The organism is Enterobacter sp. CGMCC 5087, assembly GCF_003144775.1.
Lineage (GTDB): Bacteria > Pseudomonadota > Gammaproteobacteria > Enterobacterales > Enterobacteriaceae > Enterobacter > Enterobacter cloacae_M.
The window spans coordinates 1-12,900 of the sequence record NZ_QFXN01000027.1; the positions used below are offsets into that span (position 1 = coordinate 1).

Sequence of the window (12,900 nt, forward strand, 5' to 3'; positions counted from 1 at the left end):
ACGTCGCCCGCCGCCGCGCCGGTCACGGAACCCGTGACAATCAGTGCCTGCGCATGCTCGGCGCTGTTGATCACGTCGTCGTCGGAAACGGTGTGGATGGTCAGCTGCGGGACGGTGGTATCCACCAGCACGTCGCGATCCGCAGAGGCCGGGTTGCCCGCCTTATCAGACACGGCGGCGCTGATGGTGTAGCTGCCGTCGGTAATGCCGCTCAGATCCGCGGACGGCACGGTCACGCTCCAGCTGCCGTTTGCCTGCACGGTGGTGGTGTAGTCCACGCCGTTCAGCGTCACGGTGACAGCCTGGCCCGCTTCGGCGTTGGTCACGCCGTCAATAACCAGATCCTGCTGCGCTTCGGCCGCATTGATGATGTTGTTATCGCTGACAATTTCAATAGACACCGTCGGCGCGGTGGCGTCCACGCTGTACTCGCGGCCTGCCGACGCGCTGTTGCCGTTCACGTTGGTGACGCTCACCTGCACGCTGGCATCGCCGTCCTTCAGGCTGCCCAAATCGGCAGACGGTACGGTCGCCGTCCAGTTGCCGCTGGCATCAACCGTCGCGGTGTACGACTTGCCGCCGAAGGTGATGGTGACGGTCTGGTTTTCTTCCACGTTGGAGGTCGAGCCGGACAGCACCAGGTCCGCGCCTTTCTCAGCCGCGTTGATCACGTCGTCCGAGGCAATCGGGTTAATGCTGATGGCGACTGCCGCCAGATCCACCTTCACGTCATGGCTGATGGAAACAGGATTGCCCGCCGCGCTCTGGCCTTCCACGGTCACGGTGACCGTGCCCGCATTCAGCGCGCTGACGTCTGCCGCCGGAATGGCAGCCGTCCAGGTGCCGTCCGCCAGCACGGTTGCGGCGTAGGTTTTGCCGTTGACGGTCACCGTTAACGCAGCGCCCGCTGCCAGGCCTTCGCTGGAGCCGGTGATAATCAGGTTTTGAGCGTGCTCGATGCTGTTGATGACATCGTCGCCCGCCACGGTGTCGACCCGCAGGCCAGGCAGGTTAGCGTCTATCACGATTTCGCGCTCGCCGGTTCCGGTGTTGCCGTGGCCGTTGGTGACGCTGGCTGACACGGTCAGATCGCCGTTCCCGATGGCGGTTAAGATCGTGGACGGCACGTTGACCGACCAGCTCAGATCGTCCTGAACCATCGCGGTGTACGTATTGCCGCCAATTGAAATCGTGACGGTGTCACCGCTCGCCGCGCCGCTCACTTTCCCGCTCAGGGTCTGTCCGGCAGCCACTTCCGCCGCGTTAATAACGTCGTCCGTGGCGACCGGGTTGATGGTGACCTGCGGCAGCGCGCTGTCGACCAGCACGCTGTGACCGGTGCTCGCGCTGTTGCCCGCGGTGTCGGTTACGCTCGCCGTCACCACGTAGCTCGCTTCGCCCAGCGCCGAGACGTTTGCCGCCGGAACGGTCACGCTCCAGCTCCCGCTCGCGTCGGCGGTGGCCGTATAGCTGATGCCGTTCAGCGTCACCGTAATGGCGGTTCCTTCCGGCTGGTTGCTGGTGCCGGACACCTGCAGATCCTGGCCTTTCTCGGTCGCGTTGATCACGTCGTCAGCCGCCAGGGTATTGATGGCAATGACCGGCGCGGTCAGGGAGACGTCAAACTCGTGCGTCGCGGTGGTGCTGTTACCGGCTTTGTCGGTGAGGGTCGCGGAGATCGTCTGCTCACCGTTGACCAGCGCGCCCACGTCCGCCGCCGGAACGCCCACGCTCCAGCTGCCGGACGCATCCAGCATGGCGGTGTAATCTTTACCATTCAGGGTCACGGTAATCACGTCGCCCGCCTGCGCGCCCGTCACCTTACCGGAGACGATCAGCGCCTGGCCGTGCTCGGCAATATTGATGATGTCATCGCCCGCAACGATGTTGAATGAAATCTGCGGTACGGTGGTGTCGACCAGCACCGAGGAGCCCGCGCTGGCCGGGTTACCTGCCTTATCTGACACGGTCGCCGTTACCGCGGCGCTGCCGTCGGCGATGCCTGCCATATCCGCCGCCGGAACGTCGAGCGTCCAGCTGCCGTCCGCCTGCACCTGCGCGGTGTACTGATTGCCGTTGAAGGTCACGGTGACCGTCTGGCCCGCTTCGGCAGTAGAGGTGCCGCTCAGGGTCAGATCCTGCGCCGCCTCTGCCGCGTTCAGCATATTGTCATGGCTGATGGTGTTGATGGTCACCGTCGGCGCGGTGGTATCGACGCTGAATTCCTGCGCCGAAGACGCCGCGTTGCCGTTCACGTTGGTGACGGTTACCTGCACGCTGGCGTCGCCGTCTTTCAGGCCGCTCAAATCGGCTGCCGGAACGGTCCAGGTCCAGTCGCCGCTGGCATCCACCGTCGTGGTATAGGTTTTACCCGCAAAGGTAATAGTCACGGTCTGGCCCGCTTCCACGTTGGATGTGGTGCCGGAAAGCAGAAGATCCTGGCCTTTTTCCGCCGCGTTGAGCACGTTATCGTCGGTCACGCTGCTGATGGTGATGGCAACAGGCGCGAGATCGACGTCCACAACGGTGCCAATAGTCACCGGGTTGCCGGAAGCATCCTGCGCGCCTGCCTTGATATCCAGCGAACCGTCCGCCCACTGGGAGACATCGGCCGCCGGTACCGCCGCCTGCCAGGTGCCGTCCGCCAGTACCGTTGCCGAATAGGTTTTGCCGTTGATGGTCACGGTCACGGTGCTGCCCGCCGCCAGATCGGTGCTGGTACCGGACACAATCAGGTTCTGAGCGTGTTCAATCACGTTGATCACGTCGTCACCCGCCACGGTATCAATACGCAGTCCCGGGAGCTGGGCGTCGATGGTGAAGTCGTGAGAAGAAGAGCCGGTATTGCCGTGCGCGTTGGTCACGCTGGCGGATACGGTGAGGTCGCCGTTGCCGAGCGCGGTTAACTGGCTCTCGCTTAACGGCAGGCTCCAGGTCAGATCGTCCTGCACGGTAGCCGTGTACGTCTGGCCGCCAAGGATAATAGTGACAGTGTCACCTGCCGCCGCGTTCGTCACCTTCCCGGTCAGGGTTTGCCCTGCCGCTACTTCCGCTGCGTTAACGATATTGTCGCCCGCCAGGGTGTCGATCGTTACCACCGGCAGCGAGCTGTCCACCAGCACATCGTGCGAGGTTGAGGCGCTGTTGCCTACGCTATCCGTGACGCTCGCCGTCACGGTGTAATGGGCTTCTCCCAGCGCGCTTACGGCCGAGGCCGGTACGGTCACGCTCCAGTTTCCGCTGGCGTCAGCGGTGGCGGTGTAGTGAATGCCGTTCAGGGTCACCGTAATGGTCGTGCCTTCCGGCTGGTTGCTGGTGCCAGAGAGAAGCAGATCTTCGCCCTTCTCGGTTGCGTTGATCACGTCGTCCGCCGCCAGCGTGTTGATAGCGAGGACAGGCGTCACGGTATTCACCACCACATCCAGCGAACTGCTTCCGGTATTACCGGATCGGTCGGTCACGGAGACGTCGATTGTCCAGGTGCCGTCAGTCAGTCCCTGCACGACGGACGCCGGCAGGCCAAGGCTCCAGTTCCCCGCCGCATCCACCACGGTGGTGTAATCAACGCTGTTAATGGTGACAGTGACCAGGTCGCCCGCTGCCGCACCGGTGACGGAGCCGCTCAGGATCTGCGCCTGTGAATGGGCGAGCTGGTTAACGGTGTTGGTGTCGGTGACAAAGTCGTTAATGGTCACCTGCGGTACGGTTGCGTCCACCAGACCCACGCGGTCCGCGCTGCTGGCGTTGCCCGCCACGTCGCTCACGGTGGCCGTCACGGTCACAATGCCGTCCGTCAGGGCACCCACGTCAGCCGCAGGCACGCTCAGCTGCCACGTACCGTCCGCCTGAATCGTGGTCTGATACGTTTTGCCGTTCAGCGTCACGGTGACCGTCTGGCCCGCTTCCGCAGTGCTGCTACCGCTTAAGGCTAAATCCTGCTGCGCTTCAGCCGCGTTGATGATGTTGTCGGCGGTCAGGTTATCGAGCGTAATCGCCGGAGGCTGCGTATCCACCGTGACCACGCGCGCGGCGTCGGCGCTGTTGCCGCTGACGTTAGTGACGCTGACGCTCACCTGCGCGCGCCCGTCGATCAGGCTTTCCATGGCGCTGGCGGGTACGGTCAGGCTCCAGGAGCCATCCTGCTGCACCTGCGCGGTGAAGGTCTGGTCGGCGAATTTCACCACCACGGTCTGCCCCGCCTCCACGCCCTGCGTCTGGCCGGAAAGGGTTAAATCACCGCCTTTTTCTGCCGCATTCAGCAGGTCGTCGCCGGAGACGGTATCAATAGTGACCGCCACGGCGTTCAGATCGAGTTCAATCGGGTGTTCAGCCGCAACGGGATTGCCCCAGGCATCTACCGCACTGACGCTAACCGTCATGCCGCCCGCCGTCCAGGCCTGCAGGTCCGCCGCCGGAACGCCGATCTGCCAGCTGCCGCTGGCGTTAACCGCGGTGACGTACTCCACGCTGTTGATGGTGACAATAATCTGCGTGCCCGCGGCCAGATGGGTGCTGGAGCCAGTGACGCTCAGATCCTGCTGCTGTTCAATGGCGTTGATCACGTCATCGCCGGAAATGGTGTTCACGCGCAGTCCCGGCAGCTCCGCGTTGATATTGATATCCCGCTCGCCGGTGCCGGTATTGCCGTGCCCGTTGGTGACGGACGCGGTGAAGGTTAAATCCCCGTCGCCGAACGCCTGAAGATCCGCTGACGGGATTTTCACGCTCCAGGTCAGATCGCTGCCAACCGTTGCGGTGTAGCTCTTGCCGCCTGCGGTGATGGAGACGGTATCGCCCGCCGCCGCGCCGGTAACGCGACCGCTGAGGGTTTGATCGACGCCCGCTTCGGCGTTATTGACCAGGTTGTCGCCCGCAAACGTATTGATAATGACCTGCGGAAGAACGGTATCCACCAGCAGATTCGCTTCGGCAGAACCGCTGTTCCCCACGCTGTCGGTCCCGCTGACGCTGACGGTGTAAAGCGTGTTCGCCAGATTCAGAACGTCGGAAACCGGCACCTGGACCGCCCAGATACCGTTTTCGACGGTGGCCTGATAGCTGACGTTGTTCAGCGTCACGGTGACGGCAGTGCCGTCCGGCAGGTTGCTGGTGCCGGTCAGGCTCAGAGGCTGCATCGCCTCCTGGGCATTCAGGACGTTATCCTGGCTGATGGCGTCAATCGTAAATTCCGGCGGGTGTCCACTCAGCGTAATGCCGTGCGTGGCGCTGCCGGTGTTGCCTGCCGCGTCAGTGACGGAAACCGAAAGCGTGTGGTTGCCTTCACCCAGCGCGCCCAGCACGGACGCCGGAACGCCCACGCTCCAGCTGCCGTCCGCCAGCACCACGCCGGTGAAGGTCTGGCCGCCAAGGGTCACGGTGACCACATCACCCGCGGCGGCACCGCTCGCCTGGCCGGAAATAATGTGCGCCTGGCCCTGCTCGCTGATATTGAGGATATCGTCGCCCGCCACGGTATGGATGGTGACGACCGGCGCGGCGGTATCCACCGTGAAATCTGCCGTCACGGACGAGCCGTTGCCCGCTTTGTCGCTCACGTTAACCGTCAGGGTGTGATTACCCTCATTGAGCGCCTGCACGTCGTTCACATCAAGCGTGACGGACCAGGTGCCGTCGCTGCCCACCGTGGCGTTATAGTTTTTACCGTTCAGGGTGACCGTGACGATCTGACCGGCTTCCGCATTCGTTTTACCGGTCAGGGTCAGCGGCTGGTTGTGCTCAGCCGCATTAATGATGTTGTCCTGCGCGAGGGTATCGACAGAGAGGGTTGGCGCGGTGGTATCCACCCCAATCGTCTGGCTTCCGCTGACGGTGTTACCCGCCGCGTCTTTACCGCTCACGTTAACCGTCCAGGTACCGTCGCCCAGCGCCTGCGCGTCCGCCGCAGGCACGTTAACACTCCACGCGCCGTCTGCCCCGACTTCAGCCGCGTAGGTTTTGCCGTTCAGCGTCACGGTGAGTTCGGTACCCTGCGCCAGGTTTTTGCTGGCACCGGAAAGCGTAAAGCCCGCAGATTGCTCGCTGGCGTTCAGCACGTTATCGCCCGCCGTGGTGGCCAGCGTAATGGCGGCATCGGCGGTAGAGACCGTCACGGTGATACTGCCCGCAGAGGTGGTTTTACTGCCGTCGATCTGCACGACCGTCCAGGTGTGCTCCCCGTCCGTCTGGGTCGGTAATATTACCGTCCACGTGCCGTCTGTACCGACCATGGTGCTGGCAATGGTGCTGCCGCTGCTGTCTTTGATCTGGATGGTCGCGCCCGGCTGACCGGTACCGCTAAAGGTTGGGGTGCTGTCATCCGTGATCTCGTTTGCGCTCAGCACGCCCTGCTTGTCACCCGCTTTATCCGACAGCAAGAAGGTCGGCGTGGCGCTTTCAACTTCTTTCGTATTATCAATGACTTTTGTTTTAGTTTCGCCGTCACCGCCGTTTGCCAGCAGAGCCCCGATGGCACCGCCGCCTAACGCCGCTCCCGCAATCCAGCCCCACGGCGCGTCGCTTAAAACGCTTTCCTGCTCGAGGAAAGGTTGAATGCTGCTAATCGGTGTGGCCTGCGCGGTTAACTCGGTCACCGCAGCGCCCGATGCTTCCCCGGTATCGGCAAAAGAAATATGCGTCAGTTCCTGACGGTCGTTGAACACCAGCTCTGACTGATTATGCGTTTCTGGATCTTCTGCGAAATAGTTATTGCAGCGAATAACGCTGCCATCTTTCATATAAATGAGGAGGTCTTTACCCTGGCGGACATAGCGCGCCACATCCTGAGCAGAGCCCTGGATTTCAATCACGCTCGGCGATGAAATAGAGACCGACAAATTTCCTTCGCCGGTTAATTTAGTTTTCTCCGCCGTTTTGCGAATGATGACATCAACAACTTTCATGTTACTCATATTCTTCTCCTTGCAGGTGTACGGATTCCTGTGGATATGTCCACCAGACGGATGTAGCTATCCCTGGGAAAAAACACCCATTATTTTCAGTCTTACTTTGCGCAACACTGCGCGTCTTTTATTAACTCAAATCGGGTAATTTTGCGGCAGCGTTTTTCTCTATTCCAATAAGCGGCATTAAATTATCAACCGCGGAAGCATAATTAATTGCCGAACTCCAGCCGTCATACTCAGCGATTATTTTCGCTGAGGTGGCCTGCCAGACATCCTGCTCAACGCTGAGCAGATCGTTAATGCTCCGCTTGCTCAGGGTGTATTCATTTTTATAAACATCGCGGGCCCGCAGCGCATTTTCCAGCTGTTGCTTCCCCGCCTCCATTCGTCCCCGTGCGCCGGTCCAGTCAGCCTGCGCGACGGAGGCTTTTTGCAGGACATCGAAACGCGCCTGATCGACCCGAGAGGAGGCCATGGCCCGCGCGCCTTCCGCCTGCCGAACGCGAGCAGAAACCGCGCCCCCCTGATACAGCGGCGCGTCGATATTGAGCTGTATCTGGTCGTCCCAGTAGGAACGGTTGTCCGATTCATAACGGGTGCGCCCCCCCTTCAGGCTTAGCGTAGGCCAGTGCTGGGACTTCGCCGTTTCCACGCCATACTGAGCCGAGCGTTCCATGTTTTGCGCGGCCATCACCGCCGGTATCAGGGAATAATCGATGCGGTTGAGCGAGTCCGGCTCCACGGCAAGATTCGCGGGCACCGGCGAATAGGCCTCTGCCTGCATCCCGGTTAATACCGCAAGCCTGGCGCGCGCGCTGTTTAAGGCGGCGTGATACTGCGCGACCGTCGCCTGCATGCCGGCAATACGCGTGCGGGTCTGGAGCTCATCGGAGGTGGAACTCACGCCCGCGTCTGCGCGCAGCTTTGCCAGCTGTTCGACGTTCTTGAGCGCCTGCACGTTATCTATTGCCGCCTGCAGCAGATCGGAATAGCGTTTGACCTCTACATAGCTCAGCGCCGTTTTTTCCGCCACGTCCGAAAGCGTGCCCATCAGCTGATAGCGGTAGCTATCGCGCTGGGCGGAGGACTGGCTGATGCTGTTATTGGTCTTGCCAAAATCGTACAGCAACTGCGTCAGGCTCAGCCCCCAGGCGGCTGAATTCTTCAGCGACCCGCTGGAATCGGTGGTCTGGCTGTGCCCTGTACTCCCGTTCAACGATATTTGCGGCATCCAGCCGCTGCGCGCTTCATCTATTTGTGCCTGGCCAATACCTAATTGCGCGGCCTGCTGGCTAATTGACGGATCGCGATCGATCGCAAAAAGAATACTTTCTTTTAAGGTTGTGGTTGCCACCGGGGCAATACCCACCTGATTACTATTGGCGAAAGCCGTATTTATGGCTAATGAAATGAATGCCAGTGCTGCTGTAAATCTGTGTAACATAGGCTTTCTTAATATCGTCATGTTATCTCCCTGACTCTGAGTGATACTCAAGCAAATACCCAAAAAGAGGTACAGATAATTAGACAAATATCTTATTTAGCTACCGTGCTGAATTTTAGGTAATAATCCCCATACCCATTTCCATTGGAGATGAGATCTGCCTGCGCTTTATTTCAATTAAGAATTTACTTATTTCTTAAACTGGTTAGCAGCATAACAAAATGCGGTATACCCCACTACACCCACAATGTTAACGTGGTGTTACAGATAAGAAAAAACATGGGGTTTCTGGACAAAACCCTGAAAATGGAGTTTCAAATGAAACATATAAAACCACTGTTATTTAAGGAAAATTCTTAATTCGTAATATGCACATTTTTGCGTTAATTTCAGAGCGGGTCAGACACAAAGATTTTCAAAGAAGTGTCAATTTACGTAGCCTAAGGGATATATCCAAAATTAAAAACTTTTAAATAACTAATTAAAGCAATTAAACACTGCATAATTTTTACTAAACAGCATTTAACACCACTCAATGCCGATACGCTGGTTACATAACCCAAATCGTTTAATAAAACATAACAATAACATCGTGATTAACATTCAATACGGCTTCCTTATACCTGTTTAATAAAATTTTAATAATCACCCATCTAAATCATCACGCCGCTGCACATCGTCCTGAGGACATTCCCCTTCTCTCTGCGTCAAAATGCTGTATTATGCAAACTATTGCGACATTTTGCAGGAATGTACCCCGATGCACAAAACCGCTCGTCAACGCTACGTTCTGGATATCCTCAGCGAGCAAGGCCAGGCAAGCATCACTGAACTGGCCGAAAAGCTGCAGGTTTCAGCGGATACCATCCGTCGGGATCTGACCGATCTGGAAAACCAGGGCCTTGCGCAGAAGAACCACGGCGGAGCCATCGCGCTCAACCTCTCCGCCATGAACCGTCAGGGCCGCAACACGCTGCTGCCGGAGGCCAAACAGCGCCTGGGTAAACAGGTCGCACAGCAGGTTCCACCAGGCTCCACCCTGTTTCTGGATGCCGGAAGCACGGTGATGGCCGTCGCCACCTTTCTTCAGGGGCCGCTCACCGTCATTACTCCCTCGCTGGATATCGCCCAGCATTTTAGCGACCGGGAAGATATTGAGCTGATCCTGCTCGGCGGGAAATGGGACCACAAGCAGCGACTGTTTGCCGGCAGCGCCACGCTGTCTTTGCTGTCCTGGTATCGGGCAGATATCGCCATTCTTGGGGCATGCGCCATTCATGCCGAGCTCGGGTTGAGCGCCGGTAAAGAAGCGGATGCCGAGGTTAAACGCGCAATGCTGGACGCAAGCCACGCGCACTGGATTGTCGCCGACCACCTGAAAATTAACCGCTGCGAGCCGTATCTGGTTTCCGGGTTATCCAGCATTCAACAACTCTTTTTAGATCGTCCCTGGCCTGAGCTTGGGGACCATAGCGCACTGCAGGTTACGGTGTGTGCGAATTAACGTGGAGAAGGTCATGAGTAAAGTTCAAACAATCAACATTGCGCTGATCGGGTATGGATTTGTCGGTAAAACCTTCCATGCCCCGCTGATCCAGTCTGTGGACGGGATTAAGCTGGCCGTGGTCTCTTCTCGTGATGAAGAGAAAGTTAAACGCGATCTGCCGGACGTACAGGTGGTGGCGACACCGGAAGAGGCTATTCAGCATCCTGATATCGATCTGGTGGTGATTGCCTCCCCCAACGCCACGCACGCCCCGCTGGCGACGCTGGCCCTGAACTCGGGGAAACACGTGGTCGTGGATAAGCCTTTTACCCTCGACATGCAGGAAGCCCGCGACCTGATTGCGCTGGCGGATGAAAAGCAGCTGCTGCTATCCGTCTTCCACAACCGCCGCTGGGACAGCGATTTCCTCGGCATTAAGCAGATTATTGAACAAGGCACGATCGGCAAGGTTAAACACCTGGAATCGCACATCGACCGCTTTCGCCCGGAAGTGCGCGTGCGCTGGCGCGAGCAGAACGTCCCCGGGAGCGGTCTGTGGTTTGATCTGGGCCCTCACCTGATTGACCAGACGCTGCAGCTCTTCGGCCTGCCGGAGTCGGTGCAGGGGAATATCGCGACGCTGCGCGACGGCGCAGAAATTAACGACTGGGCGCACGTGGTCTTAAACTACCCGGAGCATAAGGTCATTCTGCACGCCAGCATGCTGGTTGCTGGCGGTACGGCACGCTTTACCGTCCACGGTGACAAGGGCAGCGTGGTGAAAGCCAGAATCGACCAGCAGGAAGCGCAGCTGCTCGCAGGGGTGATCCCCGGCAGTGAAACCTGGGGCGAAGACGGCGACAGCATGGTGTTCTTTGGGGCCGACGGCGCACCGCAGACGATCCCTACCCCGAAAGGCGATCAGCGCCAGTATTACGTCAACGTACGTGATGCGCTGCTCGGGAAAATCACCAACCCTGTCCACCCTGTTGAGGCACTGGCGGTCATGGCCGTGCTGGAAGCGGCGGTGAAGTCCTCGGAGACGGGGTCAACGCAGGCGCTGGCGTTAACTGCTGAAGAGCGTGCGCTGCTGGGTTAAAAAATAAGCCGGGTGGCGCTGCGCCACCCGGCAAGCGTTAAAGACTACGAACGCTTTTTCGGGATCATGCGCAGGAGGGTATTATCTTTCCAGAAATAGTGATGCATCAGCGCCGCCGCCGCGTGCAGGCCAATCACAAAATAGCCCAGGTTCGCCAGCGTCTCGTGCCACTCTTTCAGCATATCAACCAGGTCGAAATTGGACTCCGCCGCATGCGGCATCGCCAGGCCGAAAGCAAACCAGTCGCTGCCCCGGTTATACATCATCACAATGCCAATCAGCGGCAGCGCAATAAACAGCAGATACACCACCAGGTGGCCAAGATGGGACATCCCCGTCACCATCGCTTTTGGCTTCGGCTGAATCGGTGGCGCGCGGAATTTCAGGCGAACCAGCAGGCGCGTTACCATCAGCACCAGGATACTGATACCGCACGAGACGTGGATCATATTGATCGCTGGACGCGCGGTGCGCGGGAAGAAACCTTTGAGTTCCATGGCGCAGTAGGCGACGATGATTAACAGAAATACCAGCCAGTGGATGCCGATTTGCAGGCTTGTATATTTAGTGCGCATGTCATTTCCCGATTAAAAACAGTTATCGCGCCAACATAATCCCCTTTCCTTAAAAATTCATTAACTTTTCTGTATGGTTTTTCAAATACTTCCTCCCGCATGAAGCATCTTCAATTGCCGCCCTGCCCGTGATGGTCTAAGCCTGGATGAGTTCAAACTGTCGTATCGACACGTTTACAGGAGAACACCATGAGTAAAATTGGCATTAACGGCTTTGGACGCATTGGGCGCCTTGTACTGCGTCGCCTTCTTGAAACCCAGGACAGCAATACCGTCGTCGCCATCAACGACCTCACCTCACCGAAAGTGCTGGCCTACCTGCTCAGGCATGATTCCAACTACGGTGGCTTCCCGTGGAGCGTCGATTTCACCGAGGATGCGCTGATTGTTGATGGTAAAACCATTGCGGTGTACGCCGAAAAAGAGGCGAAGCACATTCCGTGGAAAGCCGCAGGCGTGGATATCGTCGTGGAGTGCACCGGTTTTTATACCTCTGAAGAGAAATCACGGGCGCACCTGGACGCCGGCGCGAAGAAAGTGCTGATCTCAGCCCCTGCGGGTGACATGAAAACCATCGTCTACAGCGTGAATGACGACACCATTGACGCCAGTGACACCATTATTTCCGTCGCATCCTGCACCACCAACTGCCTCGCCCCGCTGGCGAAAGCCCTGAACGATGCGTTTGAAATAAAAGTGGGCACCATGACCACCATTCACGCCTATACCGGTACGCAGGCGCTGGTGGATGGCCCGCGCGGGAAAGACCTTCGCGCCTCGCGGGCGGCGGCAGAGAATATCATTCCCCACACCACCGGTGCCGCAAAGGCTATCGGTCTGGTGATCCCGGCGCTCAGCGGTAAGCTCAAGGGCCACGCGCAGCGCGTGCCGGTAAAAACGGGTTCGGTCACCGAACTGGTGGCGATTCTGGGCAAGAAAGTCACCGTTGAGGAGATCAACGCCGCGCTGAAAAAGGCGACGCAGGGCAATAAATCGTTCGGGTATACCGACGAAGAGATTGTCTCGTCCGATGTGATTGGCTCGCATTACGGTTCGGTGTTTGACGCCACGCAGACGGAGGTGTCAGAAGCGGGAGAGCTGCAGCTGGTGAAAGCGGTAGCGTGGTATGACAACGAGTACGGTTTCGTGACGCAGCTGGTGCGGACGCTGGATAAGTTTGCGGCGCTGTAATTCTATGCCTTTATTCAGGGCTAATATGAGCAGTGAAGCATCCCCTCTCCCTGTGGGAGAGGGTTAGGGTGAGGGGAACATACGGGTGTGGTGGTCATTCCGTTCACTTTATGTTCCTTGCTACTCTTTAACGACATAACCGGTGAACGTGCCAGGGTGGCTCAATCGCCACCACCCTGGCAACCCGGGCTCCCGGCGGTAAA

General features: G+C 58.4%; 6 protein-coding genes. 3 read left to right on the forward strand and 3 right to left on the reverse strand.

Features of this window, described 5'->3' with window-relative positions; all coding sequences use genetic code 11:
* Both DEO48_RS02165 and DEO48_RS02170 read right to left on the reverse strand, forming a co-directional pair.
* Positions 1–6,908, reverse strand: a 6,908-nt coding sequence (locus tag DEO48_RS02165; RefSeq protein WP_146198229.1) for an Ig-like domain-containing protein, incomplete at its 3' end; no start/stop codon positions are given.
* A 121-nt stretch (positions 6,909–7,029) separates the two neighbouring features.
* A complete protein-coding gene (locus DEO48_RS02170) occupies positions 7,030–8,367 on the reverse strand; it encodes a TolC family outer membrane protein (protein WP_109844224.1) in 1,338 nt (445 codons plus the stop codon).
* A gap of 739 nt (positions 8,368–9,106) precedes the next feature.
* Here DEO48_RS02170 and DEO48_RS02175 point away from each other — a divergent pair.
* Both DEO48_RS02175 and DEO48_RS02180 read left to right on the forward strand, forming a co-directional pair.
* Entirely contained in the window at positions 9,107–9,850 is a 744-nt protein-coding gene (locus tag DEO48_RS02175) for a DeoR/GlpR family DNA-binding transcription regulator (RefSeq protein ID WP_109844225.1), read from the forward strand.
* Between the two features lie 13 nt (positions 9,851–9,863).
* Complete coding sequence (locus DEO48_RS02180; RefSeq protein ID WP_109844226.1) at positions 9,864–10,931, forward strand: oxidoreductase; 1,068 nt, start codon at positions 9,864–9,866, stop codon at positions 10,929–10,931.
* 44 nt (positions 10,932–10,975) lie between these two features.
* Here the strand turns inward: DEO48_RS02180 and cybB are convergent, their stop codons facing one another.
* Positions 10,976–11,506 carry a cytochrome b561 gene (gene cybB / locus DEO48_RS02185; protein ID WP_109844227.1) on the reverse strand — a complete coding sequence of 177 codons (531 nt, stop codon included), beginning with the start codon at positions 11,504–11,506 and terminating at the stop codon, positions 10,976–10,978.
* A 189-nt stretch (positions 11,507–11,695) separates the two neighbouring features.
* Between cybB and gap the strand changes: the two genes are divergently transcribed.
* Positions 11,696–12,697 carry a type I glyceraldehyde-3-phosphate dehydrogenase gene (gene gap, locus DEO48_RS02190; protein ID WP_023311641.1) on the forward strand — a complete coding sequence of 334 codons (1,002 nt, stop codon included), beginning with the start codon at positions 11,696–11,698 and terminating at the stop codon, positions 12,695–12,697.
* Positions 12,698–12,900: the final 203 nt, after the last annotated feature.

Bases quoted from the DNA above. Each gene is read 5' to 3' on its own strand.
- DEO48_RS02175 (WP_109844225.1), top strand. From the start codon at position 9,107: ATGCACAAAACCGCTCGTCAACGCTACGTTCTGGATATCCTCAGCGAG.
- DEO48_RS02180 (WP_109844226.1), top strand. From the start codon at position 9,864: ATGAGTAAAGTTCAAACAATCAACATTGCGCTGATCGGGTATGGATTT.
- DEO48_RS02170 (WP_109844224.1), bottom strand. From the start codon at position 8,367: ATGACGATATTAAGAAAGCCTATGTTACACAGATTTACAGCAGCACTG.
- gap (WP_023311641.1), top strand. From the start codon at position 11,696: ATGAGTAAAATTGGCATTAACGGCTTTGGACGCATTGGGCGCCTTGTA.
- cybB (WP_109844227.1), bottom strand. From the start codon at position 11,506: ATGCGCACTAAATATACAAGCCTGCAAATCGGCATCCACTGGCTGGTA.